Raw genomic sequence first — 16,804 nt, 5'->3', positions numbered from 1 at the left:
GGCGGCCCTTTCCCTATCTTGCCGCCCCCTCGCGCCTTTCTATGATCCCTCCAAACCAGAGGGGGTTTCATATGAACAAGTTCGCCTGGGCGGCCTGCGCCCTGATCCTCAGCGCCCACGCGCCCGCGATGGCGCAAACCGCCGTTCAGCCAGCCGCCGCGCCCAGCCTGCCGACCGCCGACCGCGGCCTGTTCACCGCGCAAGACCTGTTCGGCATGGAGGTCGCCTCCGACGCCCAGATCAGTCCAGACGGCGGGCAGATCGCCTATGTCCGCCAGACGGCCGACATCATGACCGACCGGATGCGCCCGACCATCTGGCTGATCGACGTGAAGACCGGCCGTCATTCGCCCCTGGTCGCCTCGGCCGGTTCACATCGCCAGCCGCGCTGGTCGCCGGATGGTACGCGCCTGTCCTACATCTCCAGCGCCGAGGGCGGCGCGCCCCAGTTGTTCGTGCGCTGGATGGCGTCGGGTGAATCGGTCCGCGTCACCAACCTGCCCAACACCCCGTCCAGCGTCAGCTGGTCGCCCAACGGCGAGCAATTGGCCTATTCCGTCCTGGTCCCCGGCGAAAAGCCCAAGATCGGCTCGCCCCTGGCCAAGCCCGAGGGCGCCCAGTGGGCGCCGCCGCTGGAAATCATCGACAGCGTCTCCTACCGCTCCGACGGCCAGGGCTATCTGAAGCCGGGCTTCCGCCACGTCTTCGTCGTCGGATCTCAGGGCGGCGGAGCGCGCCAGTTGACGCACGGCGACTTCCACCACGGCGGCGGCCTGTCCTGGTCGGCCGATTCCCGCACCCTCTACCTCAGCGCCAACCGTCGCCCCGACTGGCAGCGTGAAGCCGCCGACAGCGAAGTCTTCGCCCTGGATGTTCAGACCGGCGGCCTGACCGCCCTGACCAGCCGCGCGGGGCCGGACAACGCCCCCGTCGCCTCGCCCGACGGCCGCCGCATCGCCTACCTGGGTTATGACGACAAGCGGATGGGCTATCACAACACCCGTCTCTATGTGATGGACGCCGACGGCTCGAACAGCCGCGCCCTGACCGAGAGCCTCGACCGCTCGGTCCAGTCCCCGGTGTGGAGCCGCGACGGCCGCTCGATCTATGTCGCCTATGACGACCAGGGCCGCACCAAGGTCGCCCGCGTGTCGATGGACGGCGCCGTCACCACCCTGATCGAGGATCTGACCGGCGACGATTTCGGCCGCCCCTACACCGGCGGCGGCTTCACCGTGGCCGACGACGGGGCCATCGCCTATACGCGCGGCACGCCGACGCGTCCGGCCGACGTCCACGTCCTGAAGGGCGGCCGCAGCACCCAGCTGACCCGCCTGAACGCCGACTTCCTCAGCGCCCGCCGGCTGGGCGAGGTGCGCCGCATCCAGGTCGCCTCCTCCCACGATCAGCGCGCGGTCGAAAGCTGGCTGACCCTGCCGGCCGACTATGTCGAGGGCCAGCGCTATCCGCTGGTGCTGGAAATCCACGGCGGCCCGTTCGCCGCCTACGGCCCCCACTTCGCCACCGACAACCAGTTGTTCGCCGCTGCGGGCTATGCGGTGCTGTCGGTCAACCCGCGCGGCTCGACCTCCTATGGGGACGAGTTCGCCAACCTGATCCACCACAACTATCCGTCGAACGACTATGACGACCTGATCAGCAGCGTCGACGCCGTCATCGCTCAGGGGATCGCCGACCCGAACAGGCTGTTCGTCACCGGCGGTTCGGGCGGCGGCGTGCTGACCAGCTGGATCGTCGGCAAGACCGACCGCTTCAAGGCCGCCGTCGTCCAGAAGCCGGTCATCGACTGGGCCAGCTTCGTGTTGACGGCCGACAACCCGGCCTTCTTCGCCCGCTACTGGTTCGGCGAATATCCGTGGGAGAACCCGGAAGCCTACTGGCGCCGGTCGCCGCTGTCGCTGGTCGGCAACGTCAAGACTCCGACCATGGTCGTCGTCGGCGACGAGGACTATCGCACACCCGTCAGCGAGTCGGAGCAGTACTACACCGCCCTGCAACTGCGCGGCGTGCCCACGGCCCTGGTGAAGATCCCCGGCGTCGGCCACAGCCTGGCCGTCCGCCCGTCCCAGAACGCCGCCCGCATGAACGCCATGATCGAATGGTTCGCGCGCTACAAGGACGGCGCTCCGGCCGCTCCGGCGCAATAGACCCTGTCCCCGCGCCCGTCATGCGGCGGGCGCGGGGGTTCAGCGTGGCGTTAGTTGACTTTTAACCAGAACACTTACAGAACATCATCAACGGTTCACGCCTTGTTCTGGATTCTGCGCCATGCTCACGAAGAAACAGCACGAACTCCTGATGTTCATTCATGAGCGCATCCGGGAGACGGGCGTTTCGCCGTCCTTCGACGAGATGAAGGAGGCGCTGGACTTGGCGTCCAAGTCGGGCATCCACCGCCTGATCACGGCGCTGGAGGAACGCGGCTTCATCCGTCGCCTGGCCCACCGGGCCCGCGCGCTGGAGGTGGTGAAGCTGCCGGAGCAGGCGACGACCGCCGCGCCGGCCAAGGGCCGCGCGCCCTTCAAGCCCGACGTGATCCAGGGCGGCGGCCTGAACCCTCGCCCCGCCGTCGCCGAGGCCGCCAACGACGTGCGCGACCTGCCCCTGCTGGGCAAGATCGCCGCCGGCACCCCCATCGCCGCGATCCAGCACGAACGCGAGCGCCTGCCCGTCCCCGAAGCCATGCTGGGCGCGGGCGAGCACTACCTGCTCGAAATCGAGGGCGACTCCATGATCGAGGCCGGCATCCTCGACGGGGACACCGTCATCATCAAACGCGTGGAGAACGCCTCCTCGGGCGAGATCGTCGTCGCCCTGGTCGAAGGCGAGGAAGCCACGCTGAAGCGCCTGCGCAAGAAGGGCCAATCCATCGCGCTCGAGCCCGCCAACAGCGCCTATGAGACCCGCATCTTCGGCCCCGATCAGGTCGAGGTTCAAGGCAAGCTGGTCGGCCTGCTGCGCCGCTATCACTGAGGCCCCCATCCCCGCTCGTCCCGGCGGACGCCGGGATCCAGTGCTTTGGCTTCAAGCGGGTCGTCTGGAAGTTTGCCTGTAATCTAGCCTCCTCTGACCAACGACAGCACGTGCGGCTCTGACTGGATCCCGGCGTCCGCCGGGATGAGCGGCTAGGGGTGAGCCCCGCTCCACGGCCGCCGTCCCCGCACTTCCGCCGCCCACAGAGCGCGCCAGCCGCCGGCCTCATCGCGCCACAACTCCACCGAGCCGCCGCGCGCATGATCCGCGCCGTCCAGCACCAGCCGCCCCTCGCATGACGACGGCAGGACCGCGACCACGGCCCGTACGCTGACCACCCCGGCGCTGCGGCACATCTGATCCATCTGCGCCTCGCTAGGCGACGCCTTGCCCCACCACAGCGCCAGCACGCCTTCCTCGCCCTCCGGCGCGCAGAAGGAGCGTTTGCAGGTCCAGCCTTCGCCCGGCCGCCCCACCGCCTCCAGCCCCCGCCGCCGGGACCACAGGTCGCTGGCGAACTGGCGCACCGCGGGCCGCATCACGACCGCCTGCTCCCCCTGCCGATACGCCGCATTCGCTCCGCCGTCGCCGATCCAGACATCCGGCGGCGCCGGGCGCGGCCAGATCAGCACCGCCGCCGCGAACGGCAGGCCCAGCCAGCGCCACTGTCCGCGCCACAGGCACATGAACAGTATGCCCAGGAAAGCGACCGGCAGAGCCGCCGCCGGGGCGCTGGGGATCCCCTGAACCGCGCCGGGCAGACCCGCCGCCCAGTGCCCTATCGCCAGCATGACATCCACCGACTTGCCCGCCAGCCACAGGAAGGGCGCGCCCAGGCCCAACGGCTCCAGCGCCGCGCCCAGCGCCAGGGCGGGCATCATGATGAAGTCCGCCAGCGGCGCCGTCGCCAGATTGGCGATCAGTCCATAGACGGCCGTGCGGTTGAAATGCTGCATGGCGAACGGTCCCGTCGCCATGCCCGCCACCAGACTGGCGGCGCAGGCGGCCAGCAGCCAACTGCCTAACCTCTGCACGGCGACGATGGGCCAGGGCGCGGCGAACTCGCGGATACGGCGCGGCCAGACCTCGACCAGGGCGACGAGGGCCGCCGTCGCCGCGAACGACATCTGGAACCCCGGCGTCACCACGGCCTCGGGCCGCAGGAGTAGGACGACGAAGGCCGCCGCCGCCAGCGCCCGCATCGTCACCGCCTGCCGGTCCGCTAATACGGCCAGAAAGGCGATGGAGGCCGTCACCGCCGCCCGCTCGGCCGGCGGCGGCGAACCCGAAATGACCAGATAGGTTCCGACCGCGATCAGACCCGCGATCGCCGCGACCTTCTTGCCCGACACGCGCAGCGCCAGCCACGGCCAGGCCGCGACCAGCAAGCGCACCGCGAAGAAGACGAAGCCCCCGACGACCGCCATATGCAGACCCGAGATCGACAGAATGTGCGCCAGGCCAGAATCTCGCATGGCGTCCAGATCCGGGCTCTGGATCCAGGTCTCGTGCCCCGTGGTCATGGCCGCCGCCACCCCGCCGGTCCGCTCGCCCAGCCGCGCCACGATCCGTTCGGCCAGGGCGTAGCGCACGGCGTTGACCTTCATCGCCATCCGTACCCGCCAGGGCGGCGGCGCCAGATCGGCGGTGCGCGTCGGTCCCAGGGCGAACAGCGTCCCGCCCATGCCCTGAAAATAGGCGTTGCGGCCGAAGTCATAGGCGCCGGGGCTAGCGGGCGGCGGCGGCGGATTCAGGATGCCGAAGACGCGGATCGCAGCGCCGGGCGGCGGCGGCGTCCCCTTCACCGTGACCCGCAATCGCTCGGGCGTCGCCTCGGGCGCCAGACCGCGCACCTTCACCGGCGCCACGACGACACGGGCGCCGCTCTGGCCCGGCGAGTCCACATCCATGACCCAGCCTTCAAGCTGCGTAGGCTTCATGTCCGCAGGCGCGATCGGCGCCGCCACGGCCTCGGCCCTTAGCTTGGCGACCGCCAGCCCGCCGCCGAAGCAGGCCAGCATCAACAGAAGCAGAGTCCCCCAACGCGGCAAGCCCCGCGCCCGCCCGACGATCCATATGCAGAGCAGCACGAAGGCCGCCGCCGCCAGCGGCCACGTCGCCGGCTCATCCTTCAGCATGAAATAGGCGGCGCACCCTGCGCCGAAACAGACGGACGACCACAAGGGCCAGCGATCCGCCTGCGCCCGCACGTCATCGCAAAGACTGTCAATTAACCGGGCCACAAGGGTTCGCTTCCCCACGGGCGGGCGTATAAGACCCTGCCCTATGGACCCTGCCTCTATGACCTCCCCTTCCTCGACCGTCGTCACCCGCTTCGCCCCCTCGCCCACAGGCTACCTGCATATCGGCGGGGCGAGAACTGCGTTATTCAACTGGCTGTACGCCAAGGGACGCGGCGGCAAGTTCCTGATCCGCATCGAGGACACCGACCGCGAGCGTTCGACCGACGAGGCGGTGAAGGCCATCTTCGACGGCCTGTCCTGGCTCGAACTGTTCGGCGACGAAGAGCCGGTCTTCCAGTTCGCCCGCGCCGACCGCCATCGCGACGTGGTCAATGAACTGCTGGCGACCGGCCACGCCTATCGCGACTTCCTGACCGCCGATGAGACCACGGCCCTGCGCGACCAGGCCAAGGCCGAGGGCCGCGACTTCGTCTCGCCCTGGCGCGATCGTGAACCGAGCGTCGACGATCTGGCCAAGCCGCACACGGTGCGCTTCCGTCGTCCGCTGGATCAGGCCGTCGCGGTCGATGACGCCGTGCAGGGAACCGTGCGCTGGGAATCCGCGTCGCTGGACGACCTGGTGATCCTGCGCTCTGACGGGGCGCCGACCTACAATCTGGCCGTGGTGGTGGATGACCACGACATGGGCGTGACCCACGTCATTCGCGGCGACGACCATCTGAACAACGCCGCCCGCCAGAGCCTGATCTACGACGCGCTTGGCTGGACGCGCCCGACCTTCGCCCACATCCCCCTGATCCACGGCCCGGACGGCGCCAAGCTGTCCAAGCGCCACGGCGCCCAAGCGGTGCACGAATACGCCGACATGGGCTATCTGCCCGAAGCCATGCGCAACTATCTGGCCCGTCTGGGCTGGGCGCACGGCGATGACGAACTGTTCAGCGACGAGCAGGCGCTGGCCTGGTTCGACCTGACCGGCGTCAACAAGGCCCCCGCCCGCCTCGACTTCGACAAGCTGGCCCACGTCAACGCCCACTGGCTGCGCCTGGCCGACGACGATCGCCTGGCCAAACTGACCCTGGACGCCCATCTGGCGCGCGGCCGCACGCTGCAGCCGGACGACGAGGAACGGCTTCTGCGGGCCATGCCTTTCGTCAAGGATCGCGCCAAGACCATCCCCGAACTGGCCGATCAAACGGCATTCGTGTTGCAGGCGCGTCCGCTCGCGTTGAACGAGAAATCGGCCGGTTTGCTGCAGGGCGAAAGCGGCCAGCGAATTTCACGACTGCGTGAACGGCTAGGTCTTTTCCAGAGCTGGGACGTCTTCGCCCTGGAAGCCGAACTTAAGGCCTTTGCCGAAGAAGAAGGCGTAGGCTTCGGAAAAATCGGGCCTTCCATGCGCGCCGCCTTGACGGGCGGCTCGGCGTCGCCAGATATCGCACGCACTCTTTGCGCGCTCGGGCGCGACGAAAGTCTCGGACGCTTGGATGATGCGCTGCAACAGACTAAGTGATCACCCATAACCAACTCAGGCCGTCCGCCTCCCCGCGCGCCGGTCGAAAGAAGAACAAGGGGCCTAGATGACTGAACAAGCGAAACCCGCCGGCTCGGCGACCCTGTCCTACCAGGACAAGTCCATTGAGCTTCCCGTCCTCTCCGGCTCGACCGGCCCGGACGTCATCGACATCCGCAAGCTGTACGGCGGCACCGGCGCCTTCACCTTCGATCCCGGCTTCACCTCCACGGCGGCCTGCGAATCGGGCCTGACCTATATCGACGGCGATGAAGGCGTCCTGCTGCACCGCGGCTACCCCATCGACCAGCTGGCCTCCAAGTCCAACTTCCTGGAAGTCTGCCACCTGCTGCTGCACGGCGAACTGCCGAACGCCGCCGAGTTCGAAGAGTTCGAGCAGAGCGTCACGCGCCACACCATGCTGCACGCCCAGTTCGACCGCTTCTTCGAGGGCTTCCGCCGCGACGCCCACCCGATGGCGATCATGGTCGGCACCGTCGGCGCCCTGTCGGCCTTCTATCACGACAGCCTGGACATCCATGACCCGGTCCAGCGCAACATCTCGGCCATCCGCCTGATCGCCAAGATGCCGACGATCGCGGCCCGTGCGTACAAGTACCACATCGGCCAGCCCTTCATCTCGCCGCGCAACGACCTGTCGTACGCCGAGAACTTCCTGCGCATGTGCTTCGCCGTGCCGGCCGAGGACTATCACGTCGACCCGGCCCTTGTGCGCGCCATGGACCGCATCTTCATCCTGCACGCCGACCACGAGCAGAACGCCTCGACCTCGACCGTCCGCCTGGCCGGTTCGTCGGGCGCCAACCCCTTCGCCTGTATCGCCGCGGGCATCGCCTGCCTGTGGGGCCCGTCGCACGGCGGCGCCAACGAAGAGGCGCTGAACATGCTGAAGGAAATCGGCACCCCGGACCGCATCCCCGAATTCATTCAGGGCGTGAAGGACCGTAAGTACAAGCTGATGGGCTTCGGCCACCGCGTGTACAAGAACTACGATCCGCGCGCGAAGGTCATGCAGCAGTCGGCCTATGAAGTGCTGGCCGCCACGGGCCGTGAAAACGACCCGCTGTTCCAGGTCGCCAAGGAACTGGAACGCGTCGCCCTGCAGGACGAGTACTTCACCTCGCGCAAGCTGTTCCCGAACGTCGACTTCTATTCGGGCATCACCCTGTCGGCCATGGGCTTCCCGACCACCATGTTCACCGTGCTGTTCGCCCTGGCGCGCACCGTGGGCTGGATCGCCCAGTGGCAGGAAATGATGGCCGATCCGTCGCAGAAGATCGGTCGCCCGCGTCAGCTGTACACTGGCCCGACCGAGCGCGATTACGTGCCGCTGGCCCAGCGCGGCTAAGACGTCGCCCAGCGCAGAATGCAGAAACGCCGGGGCGAAAGCTCCGGCGTTTTTCTTGGCTCTTGCGCAAGATCAACGCGCGGCAGCCATGAACCCTGGCTAAGGTATCCCCCTGCCCATCATCGACAAGGAAGGCGACATGCAAGGCTATCTGGACGACATCGAACGCGCGACGCTCGACAATGAGGACTATCGCCGGGTGCTCTACACCGGCCGTCACCTGCAGCTGGTGTTGATGACGCTCCAGCCCGGCGAGGAGATCGGCGAAGAGGTCCACGAGGGCCACGACCAGTTCTTCCGCATCGAACAGGGCCAGGGCCAGATCGTGATCGACGGCCTGTCACGCCCGGCAGAAGCCGAGTCCGGCATCATCGTGCCGGCCGGCGCCCGTCACAACCTGATCAACACGGGGACCGAGCCGCTGAAGCTCTACACCCTGTACGGCCCGCCCGAGCATCGCCACGACGTGATCCACCCGACCAAGGCCGACGAAGCCGAAGAGCATTTCGACGGCACGACGTCGGAATAGGATTTCAAGATAATGGGAGTGGTAGGCGGCGACGGGTTCGAACCGCCGACCCTCTCGGTGTAAACGAGATGCTCTGACCAGCTGAGCTAGCCGCCCACATCATCCGACTCATCGTCGGGACAGGCTTCATGCCCTGTGACAGTCAGCCGTTCAAGGCGCTTTTCAAGCCTTCGCCGGGACGAAAGCGCGCGGTGCGCGAGGCCGGGCGGGCGATCTCCTTGCCGGTCTGGGGGTTTCGGGCCACGCCCGCCTTTCGGTCCACGGCGACGAAGCTGCCGAAGCCGACCAGGCGCACGTCGCGTCCCTGAACCAGCGAACCCGTCACCTGATCGGTGAAGGCTTCCAGCGCCAGCTTGGCCTGGTCGCGGCTGATGCCCGCCGCCTCGGCCATGCGGCCGATCAGTTCCGTCTTGGTCATGTCTGCGGCTCCCCTCGCGAAACGAAGCGCGCACTTAAGCCTCTGTCGGCGGGCGGGTCAAAAAGAAGGCGGTCCGGGTCGCCCCGAACCGCCGTCCTTCATCTGGTCAGAGACCCAGCGTCAGTGGCTGATGCTGGCCCCCTCGCCCGCCGTCGGCGCGGGCGGCGTCGGCGTCATCGGCTCGGCCGCCTCGTCCCACTCGACGGGGGTCGGCGTGCCGGTCAGGGCCCACTTCAGCGCCTCATCCGCGGTGGAGATCGGCACGATCTCGAGGGCGGTCTTCACGTTTTCAGGCACGTCCTCGAGGTCTTTCTCGTTCTCCTGCGGGATCAGAACGGTCTTCACGCCCGAGCGCAGGGCCGCCAGCAGCTTCTCCTTCAGGCCGCCGATGGCCGTGACCCGGCCGCGCAGGGTGATCTCGCCGGTCATGGCGATGTCCTTGCGGATCGGGATGCCGGTCAGAACCGACACCATGGCCACCGTCATGGCCACGCCAGCCGAGGGGCCGTCCTTGGGCGTGGCGCCGTCGGGAACGTGGACGTGGATGTCGGTCTTCTCGAACACCGGCGGCTTGACGCCGATGCTGAGGGCGCGGCTGCGGACGTAGGACGCCGCCGCCGAGATCGACTCCTTCATGACCTCCTTCAGGTTGCCGGTCACGGTCATGCGGCCGCGGCCCGGCATCTTCAGGGCCTCGATGGTCAGGATGTCGCCGCCGAACTCGGTCCAGGCCAGGCCGGTGACGATGCCGACCTGATCTTCCGCGTCCGTCTCGCCGTAGCGGAACTTCTTCACGCCCGCGTATTCGGCCAGCTTGGCCGCATCCACGGTGATTGAGGCCGCCTTGGTCTTGGCCATCTCGCGCACCGCCTTGCGGGCCAGACCGCCCAGGGCGCGTTCCAGCGAACGGACGCCCGCTTCGCGCGTGTAGTAGCGGATCAGGTCGCGGATCGTCTCATCGGGAACGATCAGCTCCTCTTCCTTCAGGCCGTGGTCCTTGAGCTGCTTGGGCAAGACGTGGCGCTTGGCGATCTCGACCTTCTCGTCCTCGGTGTAGCCGGAGACGCGGATGATCTCCATGCGGTCCAGCAGGGGCTGGGGCATGTTCAGGCTGTTGGCTGTGGTGACGAACATCACCGGCGACAGGTCGTAGTCGACCTCCAGATAGTGGTCGCCGAAGGTCGAGTTCTGGGCCGGGTCCAGCACTTCCAGCAGGGCCGAGGACGGGTCGCCGCGCCAGTCGGCGCCCAACTTGTCGATCTCGTCCAGCAGGACGAAGGCGTTGGTGGTCTTGGCCTTCTTCATCGACTGGATGATCTTGCCGGGCATGGAGCCGATGTAGGTCCGGCGGTGGCCGCGAATCTCGGCCTCATCACGCACGCCGCCCAGCGACATGCGGACGTATTCACGCCCCGTCGCCTTGGCGATGGACTGAGCCAGCGAGGTCTTGCCGACGCCCGGAGGGCCGACCAGGCACAGGATCGGCCCCTTCAGGCTGCCGGTGCGCGCCTGCACGGCCAGATACTCGATGATCCGTTCCTTGACCTTCTCCAGGCCGTAGTGATCCTCTTCGAGGATGTCCTCGGCCTTCTGCAGGTCGATGGGCTTGGGCTTGGTCTTGGACCACGGGATCGACAGCAGCCAGTCGAGATAGTTGCGCACCACGGTCGATTCCGCCGACATCGGCGACATGTTGCGCAGCTTCTTCAGCTCCGCCTCAGCCTTGATGCGGGCCTCCTTGGACAGGCGCGTCTTCTTGATGCGCTTTTCCAGCTCCAGCAGTTCGTCGCGCGCGTCGTCGGTCTCGCCCAGCTCGCGCTGGATCGCTTTCATCTGCTCGTTCAGATAGTACTCGCGCTGGGTCTTCTCCATCTGCCGCTTCACACGGCTGCGGATCTTCTTCTCGACCTGCAGGACGCTGATCTCGCCTTCCATCAGGCCATAGACCTTCTCCAGCCGGGTCGGGATGACCACGGTTTCGAGCAGGGCCTGCTTGTCGGCGATCTTGACCGACAGATGGGCGGCGACCGAGTCCGCCAGCTTGGACGGGTCGGTGATCTGGGGGATGGCGCTGAGGGCCTCGGGCGGAACCTTCTTGTTCAGCTTCACATAGTTTTCGAACTGCTCGATCACGGCGCGCAGCAGGGCTTCGCTCTGCGACGGATCGCCGGCCTCGTCGTCGATCTCGACGGCTTCGGCTTCGTAATAGTCCTCACGGTCGGTGAAGCGGGTCAGGCGCGCGCGCGACTTGCCTTCGACCAGCACCTTCACGGTGCCGTCCGGCAGCTTCAGCAACTGCAGCACCGTCGCCAGCACGCCCGTCGAATAGATGGCGTCCGTCGCCGGATCGTCATCGACAGAGTTCTTCTGGGTGGCGAGCAGGATCTGCTTCTCGCCCTTCATGATCTCGTCGAGGGCGCGCACGGACTTCTCGCGCCCGACGAACAGGGGCACGACCATGTGCGGAAAGACGACGATGTCTCTCAGCGGCAGGACAGGGAGGATTTTGCTCTCGGTCATGATGCGTACTTTCCGGGGCCTTCGTGAATCTCAGACCCGCCGAACCGATCCGACTTGGCGTGACTGCCGCCTCGTCTCGACTCGACCCGCTATTTTTAAGCGGCTTTCGTGTGAGTATGTGGTTCTGTCTGGACGCGGTTCAAGCGTAACGGGGCGGCGGCCCACAGAAGCGTGAAAAAGCGTGTGATTTCAGCCGACGCCTAGGGCGTCTCTGAAACGATGAAGGGGCGGCCCGTGGCGAGCCGCCCCTTTTCGTTTGGATCGGACCTCAGCGTCAGGCGGCGCCGTCGGCCGTCTTCTTCTTGGTTTCCGAATAGATCAGCAGCGGCTGGGCCTTGCCGTCGATCACCTCGGCGTTGACCACGACTTCCTCGACGCCCTCATAGGTGGGCAGTTCGAACATGGTCTCCAGCAGCACGCCTTCCAGAATGGAGCGCAGGCCGCGGGCGCCGGTCTTGCGGGTGATCGCCTTCTTGGCCACCGCCGACAGGGCGTCGTCGGTGAAGGTCAGCGTCACGTTCTCCATCTCGAACAGGCGCTTGTACTGCTTGACCAGGGCGTTCTTCGGCTCGGTCAGGATCTTGATCAGAGCGACCTCGTCCAGATCCTCCAGCGTCGCCAGGACCGGCAGACGACCGATGAACTCGGGGATCAGGCCGAAGCGCATCAGGTCGTCAGGCTCGACCTGCTTGAGGATTTCGCCGGTGCGGCGCTCGTCGATCTCCTTGACCTTGGCGCCGAAGCCGATCGAGGCCCCCTCGCCGCGCGCCGAGATCACCTTCTCCAGGCCGGCGAAGGCGCCGCCGACGATGAACAGGATGTTGGCGGTGTCGACCTGCAGGAACTCCTGCTGCGGATGCTTGCGGCCGCCTTGCGGAGGCACGGAGGCGACGGTGCCTTCCATGATCTTCAGCAGGGCCTGCTGCACGCCCTCGCCCGACACGTCGCGGGTGATCGACGGGTTGTCCGACTTGCGCGAGATTTTGTCGATTTCGTCGATGTAGACGATGCCGCGCTGGGCCCGCTCGACATTGTAGTCCGACGCCTGAAGCAACTTCAGGATGATGTTCTCGACGTCTTCACCGACATAACCGGCTTCGGTCAGGGTGGTGGCGTCGGCCATGGTGAACGGCACGTCGATGATGCGCGCCAGCGTCTGGGCCAGCAGCGTCTTGCCCGAGCCGGTCGGCCCGATCAGCATGATGTTCGACTTGGCCAGTTCGACGTCGTTGTTCTTCGTCGCGTGGTTCAGGCGCTTGTAGTGGTTGTGGACGGCGACGCTCAGCACCTTCTTGGCGTGGCTCTGGCCGATCACATAATCGTCGAGGACGTCACGGATCTCCTTGGGCGTGGGCACGCCGTCCTTGGAGGTCTTGAAGGCGATCTTGTGCTCTTCGCGGATGATGTCCATGCACAGTTCGACGCATTCATCGCAGATGAAGACGGTCGGTCCGGCGATCAGTTTGCGGACTTCGTGCTGGCTCTTGCCGCAGAACGAGCAGTAGAGCGTGCTTTTGGCGTCTGTGCCGGCGGCTTTGGTCATAGACCCTTCTCACTATCCGCAATCCGCCCCGACATTGGGACGAAAAGCGCTTCCTTCACGATCGATCCAGGGAATCTATCATCGAAGGTCTTCAAAAAATGACAATCACCCATCACACGTTCCGCCACAACCCCGTTGCGGCGCCGCAGCGCGCTTCGGGGAACGGACAGGACAGATAATATGGGGATCACGGCTAATGTCTGACATGGGAAGCGAAAAAGCCTTTCACCAGTCCCCCGCCCCCGGCCAGGCCATCGTCGCCTTCGACTTCGACGGCACCCTGACGATTCGCGACAGCTTCACCAGCTTCCTGAAATGGCGCGCCGGGCCCCTGCGCTGGGTCCAGGGCCTGACGCGCCTGATCCCCGCCGTCTTCGCCTATCTGGGCGACCGCGACCGGGGCCGGATCAAGGTCGCCTCGGTGCGCGAGTTCCTGATGGACGCAGACCGCAAGGCCCTGGAGGCTGAGGCCGAACGCTTCGCCGCCGAGATCTGGCCGCGCTTCATGCGCCCCGACGCCCTGGCGACATGGGAGGACTGGGGCCGTCGCGGCGCCCACCGCGTCATCGTCACCGCCTCGCCCGAAACCACCGTCGCTCCCTTCGCCCGTAGGCTGGGCGCCGAGAACCTGATCGGCACCCGCCTGGCCTTTGACGAGCAGAATCGCGTGCTGGGAACCTTCGTCGGCGGCAATTGCCGGGGCGAAGAGAAGATGCACCGCCTGCGCGCCATCTACGGGTCGGACATGGAGCTGGCCGCCGCCTATGGCGACACCTCGGGCGACGCCCAGATGATCGCGGCGGCCGAGGAGAAGGGCTACCGCGTCTTCACCGCCCGCCCCTGACCACAGCTTAAGGAAGCTGGCGCGCGCTCAGCCCCCAGCCTCGGCCACAGCCCGACCATCAGGATGCCCGACGCGCCGGGGGCCGGGCCAAGCAGCGCCAAAAACGTTTGCGTATATTGTATCTGATTTTTAGCCGTGTTTTTCTTCGGTTCAGACCGTCCGGCAAGGACGGCGAGACCTCGGGGGAGGGAAAACATGATCGTAGCCGTTCTGCTGACGGCGCTGGCGCTGCTGGCCGCCTATTACGCCCTACAACTGGTCCGCACCGCCAGGGCGCGCGGCGAACTCAGGCCCAAGGCCGAGGGCGTGGCCATCGGCGCCGTCGCCAACTTCTTCGACGCCCTGGGCATCGGCTCCTTCGCGCCGACGACGGCCTGGCTGCGGTTCCGCAAGCTGGTGCCTGACACCTTCCTGCCCGCCGTGCTGAACGCGGGCCACTGCCTGCCCACGGTGATGCAGGGTCTGGTCTTCATGAAGCTGATCCAGGTCGATCCGGTGCTGCTGATCGCCTGTATCGGCGCCTCGATCCTGGGCGCCGTGATCGGCGCGCCCATCGTGCTGCGCCTGCCGGCGCGCGCGGTGCAGATGGTGGTCGGCGCGGCCCTGCTGATCGCCGCCGCCCTCTACGCCATGACCAATCTAAACCTGATGCCGGCGGGCGGCGAGGCGGTTTCGCTGGAGGGAAACCTGTTCATCGTCGCCGTCCTCGCCCACCTGGTCATGGGGGCGCTGATGAGCTTCGGCATCGGCCTCTATGCGCCGTCCCTGATCATGCTCAGCCTGATGGGGATGAACCCGACGGCGGCCTTTCCCATCATGATGGGCGCCTGCGCCTTCCTGATGCCGGTGTCGAGCCTGCGTTTCATCAGAAGCGAGCGCATCGACCTGCGCCTGGTGCTGGGCATGGCGATCGGCGGCATACCAGCCGTGCTGCTGGCCGCCTTCGTCATCACCTCCCTGCCGCTGACGGTGCTGCGCTGGGGCGTGGTGGTGGTGGTCCTCTACGCCGCCGCCAGCCTGCTGACGACCGCCCTGAAATCAGCGCGTCCCGCCGCAGCACACATTAAGGAGACCTGAGCCTCCGACCGGCCCCCTCGGTCAGGAGGCGCGCTTGCGTTCCGCCTCGGCCGCTTCGAGTTCGAACTCCTCGCGCAGGTCGCGCAGGGTGTGCTCCAGATGCGCGCTAGCCAGGCGGCGCACGGCGTCAGCGTCGCGAGCCACCCATGCGTGCAGGATCTCCAGGTGCTCCGCCTCGGCCGTCAGATGTCGGCCCTTGTGCTCCAGGTGCTTGCGGGCATAGCGGTCCGCCATGACATGCAGGCGCGCCGTGATCTCGGCCGTCAGCACCCGTTGGCCCGGCTGCGCCAGGGCCATGTGGAAGGCGCGATTCAGCGGCCCGACGCTAGGCAGTTGGGCGGCTGCGGCGGCGTTCAGTTCGGCCAGCACACGCTGGGCCGTCGCGCGCTGGGCGTCGTCGGCGACGAGACAGGCCTGGGCCGCCGCGTCCGGCTCCAGTTTCAGGCGCAGTTCGTAGATTTCCTCGGCCTCTGCGGCGCTCATACCGCGCACGAAGAAGCCCCGGTTGGCGTGCGAAACCACCAGACCGTCCTGCTCCAGCCGCACCAGGGCCTCACGCAGAGGAATCTTGGAGACGTTCAGTTCAGCCGCCAGCGCGTCCTGCCGGATCGCCACGTCGGGGGCGATCGCGCCGGACAGGATCATGTCGCGCACCACCTCCATCAGGCGGTCGGACAGGGTGCGGACTTCAAGCGGGGATGCGGCCATGCAGGTTCATCAGGTCGAAAAGGCTGGGCCGGTCGCCCGACCCAGCCATAACGCGCGCTGGCCGCAATTACGATGCGGAATGCATCACACCACCTGAAAGCCCGCCCAGAAGGGATCGCGACGATCCACCCAGATGGTGTTGAAGCCCGTGGCGATGGCCGAGCCCTCGATCGAAGGCACGATCGCCTTGTGCTCGCCCACCGTCGTCTCGGCTTCGACCCGGCCGATGAAACGGCTGCCAATATAGCTTTCGTGGACGAAGGCGTCGCCGACCTTCAGCCGCCCCTTGGCGTGCAGATGGGCCAGCCGCGCCGAGGTGCCGGTGCCGCAGGGACTGCGGTCGATGGCCTTGTCGCCATAGAAGACGGCGTTGCGGCCGTCCGCGCCCCGCCCCTTTGGCCTGTCGGCCCACAGGACGTGGCTGACGCCATTGATCGAGGGTTCGTCCGGGTGAACCGGATGGAAGGCCGCCCGCACCCGTTCGCGCACCAGACCGCTCAGTTCGATGATGCGGCTGGCGCCGAGATCGTCCAGCCCGGCATAGGCGCCCTGCGGCTCGACGATGGCGTAGTAGTTGCCGCCGTAGGAGACATCGACCGTCAACGGGCCAAGGCCCGGAACGTCGATCTCTATGCCCTCCGCCGCCAGATAGGCCGGGACGTTGCGGATGCGCACCGAGGTCACGCGGTCGCCCTCGGTCTCATAGGCGATGTCCAGAACGCCCGCCGGAACCTCGACCTTCAGCCGCCCCGGCGTGCGCGGCCGGATCAGGCCGTGCTCGATGCCAAAGGTGATCATGCCGATCGTCCCATGGCCGCACATGGGCAGGCAGCCGCTGGTCTCGATGAACAGTATGCCCGCGTCCGCGTCCGGCAGGGTGGGCGGATACAGGAAGCCGCCGCTCATCATGTCATGGCCACGCGGCTCGAAGCACAGCGAGGTGCGGATCCAGTCGTAGCGGCTGAGGAAATCCAGCCGCCGCTCGGCCATGCTGGCCCCTGACAACAGGGGCGCGCCGCCGGCGACCAGGCGCACCGGGTTGCCGGCGGTATGACCGTCAATGCAGAAGAAGACGTCGCGCATTC

The 16,804-nt window shown here is 66.9% G+C and carries 13 protein-coding genes and 1 tRNA gene; 7 read left to right on the top strand and 7 right to left on the bottom strand.

Annotated elements, in window-relative coordinates:
- The first annotated feature begins 71 nt into the window (after window positions 1-71).
- Window positions 72-2,168, top strand: a complete 2,097-nt coding sequence (locus ACU5AP_RS07020; RefSeq protein ID WP_128719909.1) for a S9 family peptidase — start codon at window positions 72-74, stop codon at window positions 2,166-2,168.
- A gap of 121 nt (window positions 2,169-2,289) precedes the next feature.
- The gene (lexA, locus tag ACU5AP_RS07015; RefSeq protein WP_003164579.1) at window positions 2,290-2,994 is read left to right on the top strand and encodes a transcriptional repressor LexA; all 705 of its coding nucleotides are present in this window, start codon (window positions 2,290-2,292) and stop codon (window positions 2,992-2,994) included.
- A gap of 152 nt (window positions 2,995-3,146) precedes the next feature.
- On the opposite strand, the gene ACU5AP_RS07010 is transcribed toward lexA, so the two are convergent.
- A complete protein-coding gene (locus ACU5AP_RS07010; RefSeq protein ID WP_223850707.1) occupies window positions 3,147-5,177 on the bottom strand; it encodes a ComEC/Rec2 family competence protein in 2,031 nt (676 codons plus the stop codon).
- 118 nt (window positions 5,178-5,295) lie between these two features.
- On the opposite strand from ACU5AP_RS07010, the gene gltX reads away from it, so the two are divergent.
- The 3 genes from gltX (at window position 5,296) to ACU5AP_RS06995 (ending at window position 8,609) form a co-directional block, all read left to right on the top strand.
- A complete protein-coding gene (gene gltX / locus ACU5AP_RS07005) occupies window positions 5,296-6,711 on the top strand; it encodes a glutamate--tRNA ligase (RefSeq protein ID WP_128719907.1) in 1,416 nt (471 codons plus the stop codon).
- 67 nt (window positions 6,712-6,778) lie between these two features.
- Window positions 6,779-8,080, top strand: a complete 1,302-nt coding sequence (gene gltA / locus ACU5AP_RS07000) for a citrate synthase (RefSeq protein WP_003164577.1) — start codon at window positions 6,779-6,781, stop codon at window positions 8,078-8,080.
- A gap of 139 nt (window positions 8,081-8,219) precedes the next feature.
- Complete coding sequence (locus ACU5AP_RS06995; RefSeq protein WP_003164576.1) at window positions 8,220-8,609, top strand: cupin domain-containing protein; 390 nt, start codon at window positions 8,220-8,222, stop codon at window positions 8,607-8,609.
- 19 nt (window positions 8,610-8,628) lie between these two features.
- Here the strand turns inward: ACU5AP_RS06995 and ACU5AP_RS06990 are convergent.
- The 4 genes from ACU5AP_RS06990 to clpX form a co-directional block, all read right to left on the bottom strand.
- Window positions 8,629-8,705: transfer RNA gene (locus tag ACU5AP_RS06990), tRNA-Val, on the bottom strand.
- Window positions 8,706-8,751: 46 nt separating this feature from the next.
- Window positions 8,752-9,027, bottom strand: a complete 276-nt coding sequence (locus ACU5AP_RS06985) for an HU family DNA-binding protein (RefSeq protein ID WP_128719906.1) — start codon at window positions 9,025-9,027, stop codon at window positions 8,752-8,754.
- A gap of 120 nt (window positions 9,028-9,147) precedes the next feature.
- Window positions 9,148-11,547, bottom strand: coding sequence for an endopeptidase La (gene lon / locus ACU5AP_RS06980; protein WP_128719905.1), 2,400 nt, complete (start codon window positions 11,545-11,547; stop codon window positions 9,148-9,150).
- Window positions 11,548-11,821: 274 nt separating this feature from the next.
- A complete protein-coding gene (gene clpX / locus ACU5AP_RS06975; protein ID WP_003164573.1) occupies window positions 11,822-13,090 on the bottom strand; it encodes an ATP-dependent Clp protease ATP-binding subunit ClpX in 1,269 nt (422 codons plus the stop codon).
- A 205-nt stretch (window positions 13,091-13,295) separates the two neighbouring features.
- Between clpX and ACU5AP_RS06970 the strand changes: the two genes are divergently transcribed.
- Entirely contained in the window at window positions 13,296-13,934 is a 639-nt protein-coding gene (locus tag ACU5AP_RS06970) for an HAD-IB family hydrolase (RefSeq protein ID WP_307723779.1), read from the top strand.
- Window positions 13,935-14,129: 195 nt separating this feature from the next.
- Window positions 14,130-15,011, top strand: coding sequence for a sulfite exporter TauE/SafE family protein (locus ACU5AP_RS06965; protein ID WP_128719903.1), 882 nt, complete (start codon window positions 14,130-14,132; stop codon window positions 15,009-15,011).
- 21 nt (window positions 15,012-15,032) lie between these two features.
- On the opposite strand, the gene ACU5AP_RS06960 is transcribed toward ACU5AP_RS06965, so the two are convergent.
- Window positions 15,033-15,719 carry a GntR family transcriptional regulator gene (locus ACU5AP_RS06960; RefSeq protein WP_446680995.1) on the bottom strand — a complete coding sequence of 229 codons (687 nt, stop codon included), beginning with the start codon at window positions 15,717-15,719 and terminating at the stop codon, window positions 15,033-15,035.
- 84 nt (window positions 15,720-15,803) lie between these two features.
- Window positions 15,804-16,802 (bottom strand): 4-hydroxyproline epimerase, encoded by a 999-nt coding sequence (locus ACU5AP_RS06955; RefSeq protein ID WP_128719901.1) that lies wholly within the window; start codon window positions 16,800-16,802, stop codon window positions 15,804-15,806.
- Window positions 16,803-16,804: the final 2 nt, after the last annotated feature.

The sequence above is a fragment of the Brevundimonas sp. RM1 genome, from assembly GCF_052907225.1.
This window is presented reverse-complemented; position numbering and strand designations above follow the sequence as displayed.